16 protein-coding genes are annotated in these 19858 nt (G+C 70.7%); 5 read left to right on the top strand and 11 right to left on the bottom strand.

Features of this window, described 5'->3' with window-relative positions:
- The first annotated feature begins 21 nt into the window (after nt 1-21).
- On the top strand, nt 22-909 hold the full coding sequence (locus O3438_RS01960) for a PaaX family transcriptional regulator (RefSeq protein WP_269678264.1): 888 nt from the start codon (nt 22-24) through the stop codon (nt 907-909).
- Here the strand turns inward: O3438_RS01960 and O3438_RS01955 are convergent.
- From O3438_RS01955 to O3438_RS01905, 11 genes are all read right to left on the bottom strand, one after another.
- Nucleotides 833-2356: an acyl-CoA synthetase gene (locus O3438_RS01955; protein WP_269678263.1), complete on the bottom strand. Its 1524-nt coding sequence runs from the start codon at nt 2354-2356 to the stop codon at nt 833-835. The genes O3438_RS01960 and O3438_RS01955 overlap by 77 nt on opposite strands.
- Nucleotides 2357-2415: 59 nt before the next feature.
- Nucleotides 2416-2868 (bottom strand): MaoC family dehydratase, encoded by a 453-nt coding sequence (locus O3438_RS01950; protein WP_269678262.1) that lies wholly within the window; start codon nt 2866-2868, stop codon nt 2416-2418.
- A 17-nt stretch (nt 2869-2885) separates the two neighbouring features.
- Nucleotides 2886-3767 carry an amidohydrolase family protein gene (locus O3438_RS01945; RefSeq protein WP_269678261.1) on the bottom strand — a complete coding sequence of 294 codons (882 nt, stop codon included), beginning with the start codon at nt 3765-3767 and terminating at the stop codon, nt 2886-2888.
- A gap of 23 nt (nt 3768-3790) precedes the next feature.
- Nucleotides 3791-4717, bottom strand: a complete 927-nt coding sequence (locus O3438_RS01940; RefSeq protein ID WP_269678260.1) for an SDR family oxidoreductase — start codon at nt 4715-4717, stop codon at nt 3791-3793.
- A 76-nt stretch (nt 4718-4793) separates the two neighbouring features.
- Nucleotides 4794-5525, bottom strand: a complete 732-nt coding sequence (locus tag O3438_RS01935; RefSeq protein ID WP_269678259.1) for an IclR family transcriptional regulator — start codon at nt 5523-5525, stop codon at nt 4794-4796.
- A 54-nt stretch (nt 5526-5579) separates the two neighbouring features.
- Complete coding sequence (locus O3438_RS01930; protein WP_332367442.1) at nt 5580-6533, bottom strand: PDR/VanB family oxidoreductase; 954 nt, start codon at nt 6531-6533, stop codon at nt 5580-5582.
- Nucleotides 6530-6736, bottom strand: coding sequence for a hypothetical protein (locus O3438_RS01925; protein ID WP_269678258.1), 207 nt, complete (start codon nt 6734-6736; stop codon nt 6530-6532). The genes O3438_RS01930 and O3438_RS01925 overlap by 4 nt, the downstream gene beginning before the upstream one ends.
- Nucleotides 6733-7776 (bottom strand): aromatic ring-hydroxylating dioxygenase subunit alpha, encoded by a 1044-nt coding sequence (locus tag O3438_RS01920; protein WP_269678257.1) that lies wholly within the window; start codon nt 7774-7776, stop codon nt 6733-6735. The genes O3438_RS01925 and O3438_RS01920 overlap by 4 nt, the downstream gene beginning before the upstream one ends.
- Nucleotides 7777-8010: 234 nt before the next feature.
- Nucleotides 8011-8340 carry a TraR/DksA family transcriptional regulator gene (locus tag O3438_RS01915; RefSeq protein WP_269678256.1) on the bottom strand — a complete coding sequence of 110 codons (330 nt, stop codon included), beginning with the start codon at nt 8338-8340 and terminating at the stop codon, nt 8011-8013.
- A gap of 374 nt (nt 8341-8714) precedes the next feature.
- The gene (locus O3438_RS01910) at nt 8715-9590 is read right to left on the bottom strand and encodes an endonuclease/exonuclease/phosphatase family protein (RefSeq protein ID WP_269678255.1); all 876 of its coding nucleotides are present in this window, start codon (nt 9588-9590) and stop codon (nt 8715-8717) included.
- A gap of 215 nt (nt 9591-9805) precedes the next feature.
- Nucleotides 9806-10582, bottom strand: coding sequence for a hypothetical protein (locus tag O3438_RS01905; protein WP_269678254.1), 777 nt, complete (start codon nt 10580-10582; stop codon nt 9806-9808).
- Between the two features lie 450 nt (nt 10583-11032).
- On the opposite strand from O3438_RS01905, the gene O3438_RS01900 reads away from it, so the two are divergent.
- From O3438_RS01900 to O3438_RS01885, 4 genes are all read left to right on the top strand, one after another.
- Complete coding sequence (locus O3438_RS01900; RefSeq protein ID WP_269678253.1) at nt 11033-11302, top strand: GlsB/YeaQ/YmgE family stress response membrane protein; 270 nt, start codon at nt 11033-11035, stop codon at nt 11300-11302.
- A gap of 156 nt (nt 11303-11458) precedes the next feature.
- Nucleotides 11459-12013 (top strand): hypothetical protein, encoded by a 555-nt coding sequence (locus tag O3438_RS01895; RefSeq protein ID WP_269678252.1) that lies wholly within the window; start codon nt 11459-11461, stop codon nt 12011-12013.
- Between the two features lie 533 nt (nt 12014-12546).
- A complete protein-coding gene (locus O3438_RS01890; RefSeq protein ID WP_269678251.1) occupies nt 12547-16917 on the top strand; it encodes a glycoside hydrolase family 9 protein in 4371 nt (1456 codons plus the stop codon).
- 52 nt (nt 16918-16969) lie between these two features.
- Nucleotides 16970-19849 (top strand): ATP-binding protein, encoded by a 2880-nt coding sequence (locus O3438_RS01885; protein ID WP_269678250.1) that lies wholly within the window; start codon nt 16970-16972, stop codon nt 19847-19849.
- Nucleotides 19850-19858 lie beyond the last annotated feature (9 nt).

Genomic DNA, 19858 nt, shown 5'->3' with positions numbered 1-19858 from the left:
AGTTCGCCGAAGGGAACCGCCGTGGGTAGTCGTCAGCCGAAGCAGTTGCTGCTCGCCTTCTTCGGCGAGCATGTCGTCGACGGCGACACGGGGCCGATCCGGGCGAGCGTCCTGATCACCGTGCTGGAGGGTGCCGACGTCGCCGCGCCGGCCACCCGGGCGACCCTCGACCGTCTCGTGCACAGCGGCATCCTGGCCCGCAGCAGGAGTGGCCGGGAGACTTTGTTCTCACTGACCGAGCACGGCGTGGCGGTGCTGCGCGAGGCGAAGGACCGCGTTCGCGGGCCGCGGCCGTTCGACCCCCAGGGCAGCGGGTGGACGCTCGTCACCTTCTCGATCCCCGAGGGGCAGCGGATGCTGCGGCACCGGCTGCGCTCGACCCTCACCTGGGAGGGCTTCGCGCCGATCCGCGACGGGCTCTGGCTCGCGCCCGGCGAGGTCGACCTCGCCGGGTCGCTGGAGCCCTTGCGCCAGGACCTCGCCCCCAACACGGTGGTCGCCTTCCACGCCCGCGAACTCGCCGGGTTCCCCATCGGCGAGAGCGTCCGCGCCGCGTGGGACATCGAGGCCATCCGGCGAGCGCACCTCGCCTTCATCGAGGTGTGGGACGACCCGTCCGCGGCGACGATGGTGTCCAGCGCCCTGACCGTACGGACGATGCTCGTAGCGGACTGGCTCGCGCTGCTGCGCGCCGACCCGAGGCTGCCGGCCGAGTTCATGGACGCGGAATGGCCCGCCACGAGATCGGTGGAGACCTACCGCCGGATGCACCAGAAGCTGGCCGAGGCCTCCACTGCGGAGTTCGCGGCACTCGTCACGGCCCGGCCCGCGGCTAGACGCCGAAGCGGGTCCGCAGATCAGCCTTCCGCACCTTCCCCGACGCCGTCCGCGGCAACTCGTCCACGATGACGACGTTCTTCGGAAGCTTGTAGCGCGCGATCCTGCCGTCCAGGCACGCCCGCACGGTGTCGGTGTCCACCGACGCCCCCTCCCGTACTGTCACTATCGCCCACGGCACCTCTCCCCACCGCTCGTCCGGTACGCCGATGACCGCCGCCGAGGTCACCCCGTCGATCTCGGTGATGAGCTGTTCGAGTTCGAGCGGGTAGATGTTCTCGCCCCCGGAAATGATCATGTCCTTGAGGCGGCCGGAGATGTAGAGGTAGCCGTCGGCGTCCAGGTGGCCGAGGTCGCCGGAGCGGAACCACCCGTCGACCGTGAACGCCTCGGCGGTGGCCTCCGGGCGCCCGTGGTAGCCGGGGAAGACGTTGGGGCCGGCCACCTCGATCTCGCCGACACCGCCGGTGGGCAGCACCGCACCGGTCGGGTCGGTGATCCGCACGTCGGTGAAGAAGTGCGGCAGACCGACACTGCCCTGCTTGACGCGGGTCATCGTCGCGGGCAGCGCGGTCGCACCCGGCGACGCCTCGGTCATGCCGTACCCCTGTGCGAACGACAGACCCCGCGCCTCGTACGCGTTGAGGATGCGGGCGGGCACCGCCGAACCTCCGCAGGTGAGCTTCGTCAGCGTCGACAGGTCGGTCGACGCCCAGGCGGGATGGTCGGCCATCAGCTGGTAGGTGGTCGGCACGCCGCTGAGCATGGTGACCCCGTGCCGTTCGATCTGTGCGAGCGCGCGGCCCGGCTCGAAGCCCTTCTCGATGACCATCGTGGCGCCCTTGAGGATGACGGGCAGAGCGCCCATGCCGAGCGAGGCGACGTGGAACAGCGGCGAGATCATGAGCGCGACGTCGGTGGAGACGACGTCGTAGTCGACCACGCAGTTGAGCGCCACCCAGGTGAGGTTGCCGTGGGTCAGCACGGCGCCCTTGGGCCGACCGGTCGTGCCCGAGGTGTAGACGATCGCCGCCGGCTCCCGGTGGGTGGTGTCGGCGTGGTCGGTGAACGCGGCGGCGCTGCGCGCCAGGTGGGCCAGACCGGGGCGGTCCGCCGTGCCCTCGCCGGTGACGAGGACGTGCGGGGTCCGGGCGGTCGACGTGGCGGCCGCCACCGGCACCGCGAAATCCGGGTCGTGGATCAGCACCCGTGCGTCGCAGTCCGCGAGCACGTACGCGATCTCGGGTGCGGCGAGCCGGGTGTTGACCGGCACGAAGATGGCTCCGACCTGCGCCGCCCCGAACATCACCTGAAGGAACTCAGGGCTGTTCTCACCCAGGTAGGCGACCGCGTCACCCCTGCCGACGCCCCACGCGCTCAGCACGGCCGAGATCCGGTCGGTGGCGTCGGCGAACTGGCCGTACGTCATCGTCGAGCCGTCGCCGTGGATGAGGGCGACAGTGTGCGGGGACTTGAGCCGGCGCTTGACCAACCAGGCGCCGATTCCGTGCTGGTGCATCATCAGTCTCCCGGTGGTGGAGGTGGTGTGCTCACCCGGCTCGACGGACGCCCCCGGGTTCAGGCGTAGAAGCGGTACAACCCTCTCGCGACGACCGCCGGCTTGGTGCCGCCCTCGATCTCGATCGTCTGGTCGACGGCGATCTGGTAGCCACCGCGCACCTCGACGACCTCCGCGACGGTGGCCCGCATGCGTACCCGCGCCCCGACCACGACCGGCGTGGGGAAGCGCACCTTGTCGAGCCCGTAGTTGACCTTCGTGGTCACGCCCTTGACCTCGAGCAGCTCGGTCCAGAAGGGAACGGCCAGGGAGAGGGTGAGGAAGCCGTGCGCGATCGGCGCGCCGAACGGGCCGGTCCTCGCCCGCTCGGGGTCGACGTGGATCCACTGGTGGTCGTCCGTCGCGTCCGCGAACAGGTCGACCTGGTCCTGGGTGACAGTGCGGTACTCGGTGTGACCGAGATCGGTGCCGGCGAGGTCGCCCAGCCGCTCGTAGGTGATGGTCGTCGTCATGGCGCTTCCTCTCGTCGTCACCGGGCGAGGCCCAGCAGCCGGGCCGCGTTGTCCTTGAGGATGCCCGGAAGCACGTCCGGCTTGAGATCGGTCGTCTGCACGTCGTGCAGCCACCGGTCGGGGGTGAGCAGGGGGTAGTCGGTGCCGAAGAGCACCCGCCGCTTCAGCACCGAGTTGGCGTAGCGCACCAACTCGGCCGGGAAGTACTTCGGGCTCCAGCCGGACAGGTCGATCCAGGTGTTGTGCTTGTGCGTGGCCACCGACAACGCCTCGTCCTGCCAGGGCACCGACGGGTGGGCCATGATGATCTGCAGGTCGGGGAAGTCGGCGGCGATCGGGTCGAGCAGGATCGGATTCGACAGGCCGAGCCGCAGGCCGTAGCCGCCCGGGGTGCCCGCGCCGATGCCGGTCTGCCCGGTGTGGAAGAGCGCCGGGACGCCGGCCCGCTCAAGGAGACCCCACAGCGGCGCGTACTCGTCGTGGCTGGGGTCGAAGCCCTGCACTGTGGGGTGGAACTTGAAGCCGCGTACGCCCTCCTCCTCGATCAGCCTGGTGGCGAGGTCGAGGGCGGCCTCCCCCGTACGCGGGTCGACCGAACCGAACGGGATGAGCACGTCGGCGTGCTCGGCCGCCGCGCGGGCGATGTCGGCGCTCGACAGTGGTTGGTGCCTCAGCTGCGTACGCGCGTCGACGGTGAAGACGACAGCCGCCATGCTCCGCTCGCGGTAGTACTGGGCCACCGCGCCGACCGCCGGCCGTGGGCCGTCCGTCCGGAAGTACGCCGACGCCGCCGCCACGAGAGGTTCGGGTAGTGAGGCGTGACCGTGGTCGTCGACCTCGATGTGCACGTGCATGTCGATCGCCGTGACGGTGTCGAGGTCGATCGCGGGCTGGTACATGGGGCCAACCTTCGTCGGGCGGGTCAGGACGTCGCGGGCTCGAACTCCTCGGGGAGTTTCGGGAAGCGTTCGCCGACGCTCTGCTCGGCGTCGGCGAACGTCGTCGGCCAGGCGTCCACGAGCGCGTCGTACGTCCAGCCGCCCTCGCGGTGCGCTGTCACCGCCGCCTCCGGGTGGGTCCAGATTTGCAGGCGGTCCCCGCCGACCCCGATCACCTGGCCGGTCACCGAGGCCGCCGCGTCGGAGCCGAGGAACGCGACGAGACCGGCGACGTCGTCCGCCGTGCCGAACCCCAGGTCGTGTCGGAAGAACGCGGGCATCGGCTCGCCGTTCGCCTCGGCGCGTACCGCCGCCGCGAAGTAGGGGACGGTGGCGGTCATCGCGGTCGCGGCGACGGGGACGACGGTGTTGGCGGTGATACCGGCGCGCTTGAGCTCCAGCGCCCAGGTGCGGACCATGCCGACGATGCCCGCCTTGGCCGCCGCGTAGTTGGTCTGGCCGAAGGTGCCCCGCTGCCCGGTGGGTGAGCCGACGCAGATGATCCGCCCGCCCTCGCCGGCCTGCCGCATGTGCTGCACGGCCTCGCGGACCGTGGTGAACGTGCCGCGCAGGTGGACGTTGACGACGGTGTCGAAGTCGTCGTCGCTCATCTTCCACAGCACCGTGTCGCGGAGGACACCGGCGTTGGTGACGAGGATGTCCAGCCGTCCGAAGTGTTCGACAGCCGTGCTGACGAGTTCCTTCGCGGTCTCGGTCGGACCGACCGGTGCGACCACCGCGACGGCCCGGCCGCCGAACGCCTGGATCCCTGTCACGGCGTCGGCTGTGGCCTCGGCGTCGACGTCGTTGACCACGACCGCGGCGCCGCGCCGCGCCAGCTCCCGCGCGTAGGCGAGGCCCAGACCCCGTGCGGCCCCGGTGACGATGGCGACTTTGCCGTCCAGTGACATGAGCGCTCCCTGTCGTCGATGGTGGCCCTCCGGGTACTACGCGCACCGGCAACGTAATGCAGAATTTGATCGGGCGTCAACGATTTGCAGTCTTTCCGAGCGCTCGGGAGAGCGCCCGGCCCGCCGCCCGCACCAGCGGGGCCAGCGCCACCGGGTCCGCCCGGTCGTGCGCCACCACCAGCGAGATCGCCGCCACCACACCCTCCGGTACGCGGATCGGAGCGGCCACCGAGAGAGCGTCCATGGTGACCTGACGGTCGCTGACCGCGTACCCGACGCGGCGCACCTCGGCGAGGCAGCGGCGCAGCCGCCTCGGATCGGTGATGGTCATCTCGGTGTACCGCTCCAACGGCGCGGCCAGCACCTGCTCCTGCACCTCGACAGGGGCGTGGGCGAGCAGGACCAACCCGACCCCGGTGGCGTGCAACGCGAAGCGGCCGCCCACCCGGGTGAGCACGGGCACCGCGTGCCGCCCGGAGATCCGTTCGATGAAGACGAGTTCGAGGTCTTGCCGGACGGCGAGTTGGACGTTCTCGTGGGTCACCTCGTACAGGTCCTCCATGACCGGCAGGGCGAGTTCCCGCAACCCCAGACCTCGCGGCGCGAGGGAACCCACCTCCCACAACCGCAGGCCGATCCGGTACCGCCCGTCGTCGCCGCGCTCCAGGGCGCCCCACGCGACCAACTCCGCGGCCCGTCTGTGCACAGTGGGCACCGGTAGACCGGAGCGACGGGCCAGCTCGCTCAGGGTCAACGCCGGGGTGGCCGGGCTGAACGCGTCGAGCAGGGCCAGCACCTTGCTCGTCACCGACCGTCCCGGTTGTCCGCGCACCCCGCCATCATCCCCGCCCGCGCCGGGTGGTCACAGCTCCAGCACGAGTCGGGGCGTACGGGCCCGGGACACACAGATCATCATGGTGTCCCCGGCGGCCCGTTCCTGAGCGGTGAGCAGGCTGTCGCGATGATCCGGCACCCCGTCGAGCACCGGCGTCTCGCAGGTGCCGCAGGTGCCCTCCCGGCAGGACGAGAGGACCGACACGCCGGCCTCCTCCACTGCCTTCAGGATCGGCGTGCCCGGCGGCACGGTGACCGTCCGCCCGGAGAGCACCAGCTCGACCTCGATCGTCGTCTCCTCCGCGCCGGTGGTGGCGAGCGGGGTGAAACGTTCGACGTGCAGCCGACCGGGCGGCCAACCGAGGCACCGCTCCTCGACCGCCGCCAGCAGTGGCTCGGGGCCACAGCAGTAGACCAACCTGTCGTCCGGCCGACCCAGCAATCCGGCCAGGTCGAGCAGCCCGGTCTCGTCCTGCGGGCACAGGTTCACCCGGTCGCCGTACCTCTCGCGCAGGGTGGTGGCGAAGGCCATGGTGGCTCGGCTGCGCCCCCCGTACACCAGCCGCCAGTCGGCGCCCGCGGCGTCGGCGGCGGCGACCATCGGTGCGATGGGGGTGATGCCGATGCCGCCGGCGATGAAAAGGTATCTCCGGGCGGCGACCAGCTGAAAGGTGTTGCGGGGCCCGCGCACCCGGACGGTCGCGCCGACGGTGAGCCGCTCGTGCGCCAGCCGGGAGCCGCCGCGTCCGTCCGGTTCCCGTTGCACGGCGATCCGCAGGACCGACCGGTCCGCCGGGTCGCCGCACAGGGAGTACTGGCGGGTCAGGCCCGCGCCCAGCTCCAGGTCGATGTGCGCGCCCGGTGCCCAGTCCGGCAGGTCGGCACCGTCCGGCCGACCCAGGCTGATCGCGGCGATCTCCGTCGCCACCTGGTCCCGGCGCGTGACCACCAGTTCCACACCGGCCAACTCGTCCACCGTCACGCCGGCATCGCCAACCGGGTCGGCGGTTCGGGCGCGGGCACGGCCGCGGCCTGGTGGCCCTGCGGGTGGCCCAGCAGCCACTCCCACAGCTCGATCGGCTCCTCGGCGAGGCGCTCGGCGCCGCAGTGACAGCTTCCCCGCAGGATGTCGGTGCCCGGCAACCAGTGCACCCGGTAAAGCCGCTCCCCGGTGTGGGAACTCATTTCGGTGCTCCCACCGTCCCCGACTCCACCAGTCGGGCCAACATCCGCCGGGCGGCCAGGCCGCCGGTGTCGATGTTGATGCTCAGTTCCTGGTACCGGTCCGGCTCGGCGGCGATCACCTTCTCCAGGATGTCGAGCGCCCGCACGTCCTGCATGACCACCGTGTGGTTGCTGTCGTGCAGGTATTCGCTGACCGACTCGTCGTCGATCGCGAAGTCGCGCGCCACGGCCCAGAAGTCATAGGTGGTGTGCTCGGTCGACGGGGTGATCGCGTACACGATCTCGGCGTGGAAAGCCTCGTTGTCGTCGCCCTCGGCCGGCGGGTAGACGCCCTGCGGGGCGATCCGGCTGTGCAGGAGGTACAGGCAGGGCGGGTGGTACTCGATGTCCTGCCACCGCGTGATCCGGCCCTGGATCCCGGTCGAGCGGGCGTAGAACGGCGGACACGCGGCGTCGTCCATGTGCCGGCTGACGTGGACGACACCCCGGTCCTCGTCCACTGTGGTGGTGATCGGGGTGTTCGCCACCTCCGGTGTGCCGATGTAGCCACCGTGCAGGTACGTCTCGTGGGACAGGTCCAACAGGTTGTCCACCAGCAGGCCGTACCGCGCGTTCAACGGGGCCATGCCCCGCACCACGGCGTACCGAGGGTCCGCCAGCCACGGCGCGCGGGGAATCGCCGCCGGGTCGGCCCGGTCCAGGTCACCGATCCAGACCCAGACGAAGGAGTCCTGTTCCACCACCGGGTAGGAGACGACCCGCGCGGTGCGCGGGATGCGTTGCTGACCGGGTACGAAGACACACGCGCCGGTCGGGTCGTAGGTGAAGCCGTGGTAACCGCAGACGATCGTGTCGCCGTCGAGCCGACTCTCCGACAGCGGGTAGCGCCGGTGCACGCACCTGTCGGCGAGAGCCACCGCCTGACCGGCACCGGTGCGGTACAGCACCAGGGGCTCGCCGAGCACCGTGCGGGCGAGCAGGTCGCGCCCGACCTCACCGCCGTAGGCCGCCACGTACCACTGGTTACGAGCGAATGCCATGCGACCGGACCTCCACGCAGACGAACGTCGATGGAGTCGCATCATCCCGTGCGGCGTCGGCGGTGGGGACCGAAGCTTTCACTGGGTGAAAACTCCAGAGGTCGTCGCCACCGACGCCGGCGGGCCGCAGGCGTCCCGTGGACACCTGTAGACCTGCCCCGACTGTGGGGCGGTCGTTGCCCGTACACGGGTGGGGTGGCTGCCGCGCTCACGGCCCGGCAGCCACACCCCACGTCATTTGCTCTGCTTCTCCTGGCATGGCACGCAGAATCGGACATGCGGGAGCACTTCGAGCCGCTCGGCCGGGATGCTCTTGCGGCACCTCTCGCAGAGGCCGTAGGTGCCGTCGCTGATCCGGCCCAGCGCACCGGTGATCTGCTCGATGTTGCGGCGGGCCGCCGCCAGCAGCGCGGCCTGGTTGTGGGCCTCGCCCGGGTCGCCGGTGTCCGCGTTGAGCTCGGTCAGTTCCCGCAGCCGGGCCGTCTGTGTGGCGAAATCGTCCGCCAGAGACGCTCGCAGATCAGCCAGCCAACTCTGGTCGACAGTTCGATGATCGAGGCTCATGGCCTACCTTTCCCGAAAAGGGGTGCAAAAAGAAAAAGGGCCGAAGCTCTGATGGCTTCGCCCTGGCGGTCGTTCTGGGATGCAACGATTCCGCGGGAGGGTCTCGGCCGGTTCGCACCGGGCTGAACAGCCGGTGTGTGGGCGCGGTGTGCGACGCGCGGACGACCGGCACCCGCAGGTCGGCCATCGGGCGGGCCGCCGTCGCCATCCGGGCAGCACCGAATGCCGCCACCTCAGTGACGGCAGGCGAGCGGAGAGTCACCGGCGGCATGCCCTCCACCATAGGGCGACATTCGCCACAATGCCAATGCCACGACCGGGCAGCCCCGCCCCGGGCGGGAGCGGGGCTCGGAGCCGGCGCGACGGTGAGCGAATCAGTTCTGGATCGAGAACGTCGCGACGACGCCGTTGTGGTCGGATTTGGTGCCGCCGACGATGTCGTAGCCGGTCATCCACATGAGCTGGTAGTCCGGCAGCCGCTTCCAGAAGTAGACGTAGTCGATGTGCCGGTTGCCGTGCGTCCCGGTGCCCTTCTCGCCGTACAGGTTGTAGTTGGAGCGCAGGTTCGGCAGCTCGTTGGCCTCGAAGACCTGCCACGGGAACTTCGCGTACCCGTAGCTCCGGTCGGCGCTGAAGTCGACGTTGAGGTCGCCGCTGACGATGACCTGGCCTTCGGCCTGCTTGGCGACCGCCAGGTCCTTGAGGTTCTGGAACTGTGCCTCGGCGCACCTGGTGCGGGGCAGGTCCTCGGGTCGGCCTGCGGATTCGATGCCGGCGACCGCGTGGGCGTTGATGTGCGTCACGGCGCGACCGCTGGCCTTGTGCCGGTACCTGACCCAGTTGTTGTACCGCGCGGGCGGCACCTCACCCGGACCGTTGGTGTCACACACGAAGACCGAACCCTTGTCGAGTACGTCGAACATGCTCTTCTTGGCGATCAGTGCCTCTCCGGCCTGGTTGGTCCCACCCGGCGCGTACAGCCACCAGCCGTTGTTCGCGGCCCAGCTCTCCAGGAAGGCCTTGCGGTTGCCGACCTCGTTGAGGCCGACGACATCCGCCGTGGACGCGATCAGGTTCAGGTCGTGGACGACGTCCGCCTGGCTCAGCCCGTTGTAGATGTTCAGCGTCGCCGCCTTGAAGGCCACGTTCGCCGCGGCCGCCGGTGTGGCTGGCAGCAGGGCCGCCACCAGTGTCACCGCGCTCGCGACAGCCCCCAGGGAGCGTGCGGACCAGGACGTCGTCTTGCGCATCGATTCTCCTTCGCACCAGCCGCCGTCGATGGCGGCGCGACGCACAGTATCGATCCGAGTCGACGCGACACCGAACACCAGGGAACAGAAGGTCGACAGGATCGCGCCGACCAGCTCGGTCGTCGGAGAACCCGTTCCCCCGAGACGACGGGCCGCCCCGGGCGTCGTCGACACCCGGGGCGGCGGTCACCGGCGGTGAGACGCGACGGACGACGTCAGCAGCCGAGCCGTTTGGTCGAGAGAGCGATGTCGTCGATCCACAGGTCGAACTGGCCCGGCGTGGTCCCGCCCTGGTAGAGCTGCCAGCCGATCTTCACGGTGTTCACCGTCGGCAGGACGAAGGGCACGTCGTTGCCCCCGTGCTCGGTCGTGGAGGCGGTCAGTTCCGGGTTCGCCACGCCGTCGATCCACACCGCGACGCGGTTGTCCGTCGGGTCGAGTTTCCACTCGAAGCACTGCCAGGTGTCCTCGGTGACCGGGGCGGACTCACGCCAGTTGGTCCAGTCCCCGGTCGGGCCGCCGTCGGCACCCACACCCCAGAAGATCCCGGGGACCGTGGGCGCGTACTGGCCGCCGACCGGACGGACGACCTCCGAGCTACCCGTGCCGGTCGCCTCCACCAGCGTGAAGTGCGCCCAGTCGGGGGCGGTGGGGAAGGCGTCGACGCGCAGCCGCATCCGCCCGTAGAAGCGGTTACCGGGTGCGGCGAAGTCGTCGACGCGCAGGAAGGCGCGCCCGTTGTCGACGGTGCGGACGTGCAGGACCTGGTTGCCGCGCCGGCCACGCTCCACGGTGAGCGTGCCGTTGCGGGTGTCGACACCCCAGTCCAACGTGCTGGCACCGCCCGGCGGGAGCCGCTCGAAGTCTTCACAGAACAGCAGGCCACGGGTGGCACACGAGCGGTGGGAGGCACCCGACGCAGCTGCCGGGACACTACCGGCGGTCGTGCCGAGGATCAGGGCGGCGGTGAACACCGCGAGGTAACGGCGCATGGTCATCCTTCATGACATCGGGCCCCCACCTCGGCGGGCAGGGGCGGGAACGGCTTTCCCGACCATGGCGATCGCCGCCCGCCTCGTCGCCGGCCGGGCGCGCCGACCTGGCGCATCGGACGTTCCGGTGTCAGAGGTCGTGGCGGGACGCGCATGTCGGGCAACTGCCCGTCGTCGTGGAGATGGCCCGGCGGTGCGGCGTACGCCCGTCGAAGAGGCGGGGTTGCCGGCACTGCGCTCCCGTGCTGACCGTTCCCAGCGCGGTTGCCCCCGCGCTGCGGCCGAGCAATTCCAGCACACCCGCAACCGCCCCGGCAACATCGACGCGCGCCTCTGTCCGGTGTCACGTGCCGGCGACGACCCGTCAGAGGCAGCCGCCCGGTGGGGTTTGCCCGCGCGCAGGCTGGGGCAGTGACCAGTCCGACGAGAATTCGGTGGGAGGACATAACAATGGAAATCGCTGGCTTCTTCAGCGCGATCATCATCGGCCTGATCATCGGTGTGCTGGGACGACTGATCCTGCCGGGCAAGCAGAACCTGTCGTTCCTGGTGACCCTCGCCGTCGGCGTTGTCGCCGCGATCGTCGGCACGCTGGTCGCAGGGGCACTCGGCGTCGACGACACCGCAGGGATCGACTGGATCGAACTGGGCCTGCAGCTCGCCTTCGCCGTGGCCGGTGTCGCGATCCTCGACCGCACCTACGGCCGCCGCAGGCACTGACCGTCCACGCCGCGCGGGCCCGTCCACACGGAGTGGACGGGCCCGCTTCGCGCTGTCCGCGACCTACCAGCCGGGAAGGACTTGACGTGCCGACATCCATCGCTCATGGTCGATCAGGCATCGACAGTCCCAAATGCGTTGGCACGTGGAGGACTCATGAAGGCTCTGGTCACCGTCGTCTCGGCCGCGGCTCTGCTACTCCTGGCCACGGGCAGCGCGTCACACGGCCGGCCGGCGGCCGACGCACCCTGCGCCGGGCAGATCCACACCAACCCCGGGTTCGAACGCGGCACCACCGACTGGACCGCCGGCCCCCGCATCGTCGTGCTCGGCGACGCGGCCCGACCCGCGCACACCGGCCGCGCGTACGCCACCTTCGCCGGGCTGGACGTGACGCGTAGCGACCTGCTGCGCACCACCGTCACGGTGCCCGCCGACTGCGACCTGACCGTCCGCTTCTGGGTACGCACCACCACCACGGAGACCACCCGCGGCGACTACCTGAACGTCGGACTGGCCGTCACCGGAATACCCCCGAAGACGAGGTTCTCGCTGGCGTTCGACGGCGGGGCGCAGTGGCGGCAGTACAGCATGTCGAGCGGCACGGCGACCACCGAGCGCACCGCGACGGTCAGCTTCCTCGCCAGTGAGGCGGCCGGCAACGGCGTCACCTCCTTCGACGTCGACGACGTGACCTTCACGTTGGGCTGACCCCCCGGCCGGGTCACAGCGGCGACCAGACGGGCGATGTGCAGCTCCTGGCCCGTCAGCCGGTCGTACGTGTGCGGGGACCGCTGGCGTGGGCGCTCCCTGGTGGCGCGCAGCTCGGTGGCCGCCCGCCGGGCGAACGCGTCCATCCCGGCCTCCGACAGCAGAAGGTGCGCGGTGCGCAGGTGCTCTCGACAGTCCCTTCGGCGCCTTTCGCGCCGCAGCCACTCCCCGTAGACGAGATGGGCTCTGGCTCGGCAGGCCACCAGCGGACTCTTCCCCAGGTGCGAGACGGCGGCCCGATAGTGCTCCTCGGATCCGGTCACCAACCCTCGGGCGTACGCCGCGATGCCCAGGCCGGTGGCGGTTCCGCTCGCGTCGGCGCGTTCGACGAGCAGCTCCAGGGCTGCTGCGGCGGCGTGGGCGTCGCCTCCGTTGGCGCCCGCCGCGGACCCGACGGATAGGCAATTTCTGCCGATGCGATGTCGAGCCCCGCTACCGCATGGTCTCTGTGTCCCAGTTCTGGAGGATCTGACGTGGGCTCTGCACGCAAACGGTTGGCCACGATCATCGCGGCGACGATGGCAGCGACGCTGTTGTCCTCGGTCGAACCGAAGACACCGGCGGTGGCGGCCCCGCAGGACCGGGTCACCGCGTCCTGGAACATGGATGGTCAGCACCAAGGTGGGGAAGGGCCGTCGGCGTCGCGGTGGTGGACCGGTATCCAGGGGATGTTCCTCCGGGAAGGGGTGCAGGTCGCCGCGCTCCAGGAGGCGGGCAGCAGACCGCCCGACCGGGCGGTGTGGACCGACCGGCGATTCGCCGATCCCGGCATCACCGAGCATCTGTACAACATCGGCTCGCGGAGCCGCCCGGACCTGTTGCAGATCTACTGGGCCGACCCCGGTCAGCAACGCAACGGCCTGGCGTTCGTCACCCGGGAGACGGTGACCGATGCGGTGATCCTGCCGGTGCATTCGCGGTTCGACTCGCGGCCGATGATGGGCGTCCAGATCGGCACCGACTGGTACTTCACCGCCCACGCGCAGTCCAACGGTCGGAACAACCCCAACGACGCCCCCGACATCATCGAGACGGCGCGGCAGTTCATGGCCGGTCGCCCCACCGGCGAATGGATGGTGCTCGCCGACTTCAACCAGGACCCTGCACGGATGCCGGCCGCGTTGCAGAGCCACATCGTCGCGACGGGCCAGCCCACCCACCAGAGCGGCGGTGAGCTGGACTTCGCCTATGCCAGCAGTGGGAACAACAACACCATCAACGCCGAACGTAACGGCCAAACCTCTGACCACTGGTACGTCCGTTACGTCGCGAACGCCGGCTGTGGCGCCGGCGGTGGCCTCGCGCCCCGGACGACCGCCGAGCGGGACTGCTACGCCCCGGTCCCCGGTGACACGTACCGCTTCTTCGCCCGTCACCTGGAGCACGCGGTGATCGCGTCGAAGACGAACGACGGCGACGACATCGGGCCACACGTCAGGACGCCGCGCGGCAGCCTCGACGAGGCCCTTCAGGTGCGCTTCAGCACGGTTGCGGGCCAGTACCAGCTCGCCTGGCCGCAGGCCGACCCGGCGACCGAGCGGTGCCTGTCCTGGGACGCGAACTCCCGGAGCACCGGCAGCACCCTCTGCTCGGAGCAGGCCGAGGTGTCCCGGTGGCAGTTCAAGGACGGGCAGATCTTCACCCCCGGGCTCGGCGGCTCCCTGCAACCCTCCCCCAACGCCCTCGGCGCGCGGCTGGTGGTCGGGCAGGACTTCTACCAGTGGCGACCGGAGCCCCGCAACGGCATCGGCCCGCGCTGGGACCCGATCGGGGAGTTCCGGGACGCCGCCCCGGCCGGCTCGGAGACCCACTTCCCCGACCTCGACGGCGACGGCGACGCCGACCACGTCATCGTTCAGCCCGACGGTCGGATACCGGCGTGGCGCAACAACGGCCCCCGATCCACCTGGACCGCCCTCGGTGACATCAGCCCGCCGGACCGGGGTCTGCCCGGCACGGTGCACTTCGGCGACCTCGACGGCGACGACCGGGACGACTACCTCCGGTTGCGGACCGCAGACGAGTCACCCACCGGGTACCGGGTCATGGAGATGTACCGCAACGAGTCCGACGCCGCGCAGATCCGGTTGGCAGCACGTTCCATCGTGGCCAACGACCTGCGCTACGAGAACCCGCGCTTCGTCGACATCGACGGCGACGGGGACGACGACCTGGTCAACTCGGATCGGCTGAGCCACGCCAGCCTCTGGGAGAACCGGTCCCAGGGCCGGACGCCGGTGCCGGGGGACTGGCACTCGGTCAGCGGCTTCGCGACCCCCGCCGACGGCTACTACCAGACGTCGTTCACGGATGTCACCGGTGACCGCCGGGCCGACGTGCTGCGCGTCGACTATCCCAGCGGCAAGGTGCAGGCCTGGGAGAACACCGGCGCACCGTGGAGCGCGACGACCGGCTGGCGGTCACTGGGCCCGATCCGTGACGATGGCCCGTTCGCCGGCACCACCGGCCTGTTCGCCGACCTCAACGCCGACCTGATCAGCGACTTCGTCCTGGTCAGCGCCGCCTCCGGCGGTCTCGACGGTTGGCTGCTGCCCCGCTACGGCAGCGCGGATCCCGGCCCGGGACAGCCCGGCCAGGGCGGCGGGCAGGACCTGCCGGCGGGCACGCTGCCGGCGTACGAGGGCGGGCCACCGCGACCGCAGCTCGACGGCCGGCTGTTGCAGAACAGCACGTTCACCGGCACGGACAAGCCGTGGTGGACCAACGCCGGGATGACGCCGAAACTCAAGGACGGGACCTTCTGCGTGACAGCGCCCGCGTCCACCAACCCGTGGGACGTCCTGGTCGGGCACAACAGCATCTACCTGCCCGGCGGCGCCACGTACACGCTGCGGTTCCGCGCCCGCACCAACACGGCGGCGAACCCGCTGATCTACCTCGCCCCCTTCGACAACCCGTCGAACGTCACGTACCTGAACAAGGGCTTCACCACCGGCACCGCCTGGAAGGAGTACGAGTACAGCATCACCACGACCTACCCGGAGCCGTACCGGTTGGCCCAGCTCCAGTTCCGGCTCGGCAAGTCCAGCACACCGTACGAGTTCTGCATGGACGACGTGACGCTCACCGGCGCCGAGTACGCGTACCGGGCCGACACCGGGCCGGAGGTCAAGGTGAACCAGCACGGCTACCTGCCCAACGGGCCCAAACGGGCGACGTTGCTGTACGGCGCTTCCTACGCGGTGCCGTGGACACTGCGCCGGGCCGGCGGCGGCGCGACGGTGGCGACGGGTCGGACCACCCCGACCGGCTTCGACGCGTCGGCGAGCGCCAACACCCATGTGATCGACTTCAGCCAGGTCACGACCACCGGTCGGTTCGAGTTGGTGTACGACGGCTGGGTCGACCGGCCCAGTCACCAGTTCGACATCCGCGCGGACCTGTACGACCGGCTGCGCATCGACGCGACGCGATTCTTCTACACCAACCGCAGTGGCATCGCGATCGACGGGGGTATCGCCGGGGCCGCGTACGCCCGCCCGGCCGGGCATGTCGCGGACTCGCCGAACGGTGGCGACGCGCAGGTGCCCTGCCAGCAGCCGAAGTCGTTCCTGAACAACTGGACCTGCTCCTACCGGCTGGACGTCACCGGCGGCTGGTACGACGCCGGTGACCACGGCAAGTACGTCGTCAACGGTGGCATCGCCACGTACCAGCTCCTGTCGACGTGGGAACGCAACCGTCCGGCGGCGCTCGGCGACGGCACCCTGGCCGTGCCAGAACGCGGCAACGGCGTTCCGGACATCCTCGACGAGGCCCGCTGGAACCTCGACTTCATGCTGAAGATGCAGGTGCCCGACGGTCTGCCGCTGGCCGGCATGGTCCACCACAAGGTGCACGACGAGACCTGGACCGGGCCGCCGATGCTGCCGCACCAGGACAAGAAGCCGCGGGAACTACACCGGCCGTCGACGGCGGCCACCCTGAACCTGGCCGCCGTCGCGGCCCAGGCGGCGAGGATCTATCAGCCGTACGACGCCGGCTTCGCCGCCCGGTTGCGCGCGGCGGCCGAGCGGGCGTACGCCGCGGCCCGGGCCAACCCGGCGCTCTTCGCACCGTACGAGGACCGCAGCGGCGGGGGGCCCTACAACGACGGGGACGTCTCCGACGAGTTCTACTGGGCCGCCGCCGAGCTGTACCTGACCACCAGGGACGCCACCTACCTGACCGCCGTCCGGGTCAGCCGGTTCCACACCGCCGGTACGGCCTTCAGCCAGAACGGCTTCTACTGGGGCTCGGTGGCCGCGTTGGCGCAACTCGACCTGGCGCGGTTCGGCACCGAGCTGAGCGACCGCGAGCAGATCAAGGGGTGGGTGGTCGCCGCCGCGGACCGGTTGATCTCGTTCCAGAAGGCCGAACGTTTCGGCCAGACCTACACCCCCACCACGGGGCGATACGACTGGGGCTCGAACGCGTCCATGCTGAACAACCAGGTCGTCCTGGCGACCGCCCACGACCTCACCGGGAACAGCAGGTACGCCGACGCCGTCTTCGAGGGCCTCGACTACCTGCTGGGCCGTAACGCCCTCGGGCAGTCGTACGTCACCGGCTACGGCAGTAACGACTCGAAGAACCAGCACAGCCGGTGGTACGCCAGATCGTTCGACGCCCGACTGCCGAACCCGCCGGTGGGATCGGTCGCCGGTGGGCCCAACTCCAGCCTCCAAGACCCGCTCTCGGCGAGTTGGCTGCACGGCTGCGCGCCCCAGCTCTGCTACGTCGACAATCTCGAAGCCTGGTCGGTCAACGAGATCACCATCAACTGGAACTCCGCGCTGACCTGGGTGGCCACGTTCGCGGCCGATGTGGCCGGCCGGCGATGACCAGGCCGACGGTGCGGGCAAGGGGACCAGGTTCCTCCCGAGGTGAGGTGGCATGCTGATCTCCGCTGACTCCTCGATGCGTCTGGTCGGGCGGACGGCCGAGATCGCGGTGCTGAACGGGGCCGTGGAACGGTTGCGCGGCGGTACCGGCAGCGTGGTCTGGGTCGAGGGCGAACCGGGGATCGGCAAGTCGGCAGTGGTCGCGACGGCCGCCCAGATCGGCCGGGAGTGGGGCTGCCAGGCCTTTGTGGGTGTCGCCGATCAACTGGCGCACCCGCCACTGCTCGGCGTACTCGTCGACTGCCTGGAGGTCGGGCGGCGCTCGGCGGATCCCCGTCGGGCGAGGATCGCGGCCTTCCTCAATGAGCGGCGTGGCACGCTCGACCTCGCCGACGCGACGCGCGCGGCGGCGGCCGTGGAGATGGTCGTCGCACTGGTCGACGAGCTGTGCGCCGCCGGCCCGACCATGCTGGTCCTCGATGACGTGCAGTGGGCCGACGACGCGTCGCTGGACGTGTGCCGTCGACTGGTTCCGGTTGCCGCACACCTGCCATTGCTGCTGGTCATGTCGTACCGTCCCGGCGCACGCCGCCCGACGGTGCGACGGCTGCGGGGCGTCACCCGACGGCGGGACGTGGTCCGCGTCCCGCTTGGTCCACTCACCCCGGACGCGGTCCGGGACCTGCTCGCCGCACTTGTCGGCGCGCCACCAGGCGACGGACTCGTCACGCTCGCCAGTCAGGCGGTTGGCAACCCGCTCTTCCTACAGGAACTGGTCGGCGCGCTGGTCCGGGAGAAGCTGTTGGACATCAGCACGCGAGCCGAGGTGCGCGAATCTCGTACCGACGTCGTGCCGAGGTCGCTCGCCGCGGCCCTCGACGACAGACTGAGTTTCGTCCCGGCCGGCACCATCGAGCTGATGCGGGCGGCGGCGTTGCTCGGCGGCGAGTTCGTGGTTACCGAACTCGCGGCGCTACTCGGCCGACCGGCGATCGACCTCTGCGCCGACCTCCACGAGGCGGTGACGACGGGCATCCTGGTCGAGGCCGGCCCGCGGATGCGGTTCCGGCATCCGTTGCTCCGGCAGGCTCTCCTGGACGGGATGCCGGCCGCGCTGCGCGCCGCGCTGCACCTGGACGTGGCGCGGGCCCTGGAGGCCACCCGCGTCGAGCCGCAACGGGTTGCCCAGCATCTCCTCGCCTCCGGCGTGGTCGGCGACCGCTGGGCACGACAGTGGCTCACAAGTGTCGCGCCGGTGCTGGCGGCGTGGGCGCCGCACCTCGCGGCCGAACTGCTCCGCCGGGAGGTGGACCATGACCCGGGCGACGAGCACGAGCGGTCGGGGCTCACCACGAACCTGGCCCGGGTCCTTCTCGCCACCGGCGACCACGAAGAGGCCGCGACACGGGTTCGGCAGGCCCTTGGCGCGATCGTCGACCCGAATGACCGGGGCCATCTGCACTGGATACTCGCCCGCGCGCTGTTCAGCGGCGGGCACAACGACGCGGCGGTGGCCAACCTGCACCGGGCCCTCCGCGCCGACGACCTCCCGGACCCGTGGCGGGCACGGTTGCTCGCCTCGCTGGCGATGTTCCAGCGCGCGGGTGTCGGGGACCTGACGGCGGCGGACGCCACCGCCCGGGGCGCGCTGCGCACCGCGGCGGTGGCCGGGGACGCCTTCGCGACGGCGTACGCGCTGACCGGCCTCTGGGCGGGCCACTCCGTCCGGCGGCAGCACCGGCTCGCCCTGAGGAGCGTGGAGCAGGCGATCGATACGCTGGGCTCCGGCGTCGATCACGTCGACCTGATGGCGTTCGTCCTGCATGGACGGATCTTCTCGTTGCAGAACCTGAGCCGGTGGACGGACGCGGAGGCGGCGCTGCGGGACGCCCGGGACTTCCTGCGCGCGGCCAACCGCATCGACGACACGACCTCCGGCGTGACCGCCGCGGTGTTGCTGTTCTGGCTGGGACGGTGGGACGACGCCCTGGCTGAACTCGACGCCGTGGCACAGAGCACCTCGTCGGCGACGTACCGTGGGCTGCGCGAAGGTGGCCCTGGGTGGCTCCGGCACGGAGTCGCCGCGCTCATCGCCGGGCATCGGGGCGAACGGGGCCGGGCCGCCGCGCACCTGCGAGCAGGATTCGACCGTCCTCTGGTCACCGTCGCGGACCGGGAGAACATCGACTTCCTGCTCGTGGCGCGGTCCGTCGCCGCCGAGCAGGACGGCAACCTGCGGGCGGCACTGGACCATCTGAACGATCTCCTCGAACGGCGGCCGGGCGAGATGACACTGACCCACCAGTGGCTACCTCGGTTCGTCCGGCTCGCGCTCGCCGCCGACGACCGGTCCGCGGCGGAGGCCGGGCTACGCGCCTGCCTGTCCGAAGCCGCGGCAGAACAGGTGCCGGCCCGAGCCACTGCGGCGGCTGACCGGTGTCGTGGCCTGTACCACTGTGACGCGACGGCTGTCCGTTCGGCGGTGGCGCACTACCGGGCCAGCGGGGTGCCTGTGGAACTCGCCGGGACGCTGGAGGATCTCGCTGTCGTCCTCGCCCAGCGGGACGACACCGCGCCGGCGCGGGAGGCCCTGGACGAGGCGGTCGACCTGTACGACGGTTTCGGCGCGACCTGGGACGTCCGTCGGGCCGAGGCCAGGTTGCGCAGTCGGGGCATCCGGCGCGGGGTACGGGGTTCCCGGGTCAAACGGGCCGGGCACGGCTGGGACGCGTTGACCCCGACCGAACGGAAGGTCGCCACGCTTGTCGCGGCCGGCCGTTCGACGCCGGAGATCGCACAGAGCCTGTTCCTCACTCGCCGGACGGCCCAGACGCACATCTCGCGAATCCTGGCGAAACTCGACCTGCGCAGCCGGGTGGAGATCGCCGGCGTGGTGCTGCGTCAGGTGCCGGGCGGCGTTCTCGACTCCTGACCGGGTGGC

This window comes from Micromonospora sp. WMMC250 (assembly GCF_027460215.1).
Taxonomy (GTDB): domain Bacteria; phylum Actinomycetota; class Actinomycetes; order Mycobacteriales; family Micromonosporaceae; genus Micromonospora; species Micromonospora taraxaci.
Note: the sequence above shows the minus strand (reverse complement) of the source record. Positions and strands in the feature narration are given on the sequence as shown.

What these genes read in the sequence shown, in the direction of transcription:
- O3438_RS01955 (WP_269678263.1), bottom strand. Translation starts at nt 2,356, where the DNA reads ATGCACCAGCACGGAATCGGCGCCTGGTTGGTCAAGCGCCGGCTCAAG.
- O3438_RS01950 (WP_269678262.1), bottom strand. Translation starts at nt 2,868, where the DNA reads ATGACGACGACCATCACCTACGAGCGGCTGGGCGACCTCGCCGGCACC.
- O3438_RS01945 (WP_269678261.1), bottom strand. Translation starts at nt 3,767, where the DNA reads ATGTACCAGCCCGCGATCGACCTCGACACCGTCACGGCGATCGACATG.
- O3438_RS01940 (WP_269678260.1), bottom strand. Translation starts at nt 4,717, where the DNA reads ATGTCACTGGACGGCAAAGTCGCCATCGTCACCGGGGCCGCACGGGGT.
- O3438_RS01925 (WP_269678258.1), bottom strand. Translation starts at nt 6,736, where the DNA reads ATGAGTTCCCACACCGGGGAGCGGCTTTACCGGGTGCACTGGTTGCCG.
- O3438_RS01920 (WP_269678257.1), bottom strand. Translation starts at nt 7,776, where the DNA reads ATGGCATTCGCTCGTAACCAGTGGTACGTGGCGGCCTACGGCGGTGAG.
- O3438_RS01915 (WP_269678256.1), bottom strand. Translation starts at nt 8,340, where the DNA reads ATGAGCCTCGATCATCGAACTGTCGACCAGAGTTGGCTGGCTGATCTG.
- O3438_RS01910 (WP_269678255.1), bottom strand. Translation starts at nt 9,590, where the DNA reads ATGCGCAAGACGACGTCCTGGTCCGCACGCTCCCTGGGGGCTGTCGCG.
- O3438_RS01905 (WP_269678254.1), bottom strand. Translation starts at nt 10,582, where the DNA reads ATGCGCCGTTACCTCGCGGTGTTCACCGCCGCCCTGATCCTCGGCACG.
- O3438_RS01900 (WP_269678253.1), top strand. Translation starts at nt 11,033, where the DNA reads ATGGAAATCGCTGGCTTCTTCAGCGCGATCATCATCGGCCTGATCATC.
- O3438_RS01895 (WP_269678252.1), top strand. Translation starts at nt 11,459, where the DNA reads ATGAAGGCTCTGGTCACCGTCGTCTCGGCCGCGGCTCTGCTACTCCTG.
- O3438_RS01885 (WP_269678250.1), top strand. Translation starts at nt 16,970, where the DNA reads ATGCTGATCTCCGCTGACTCCTCGATGCGTCTGGTCGGGCGGACGGCC.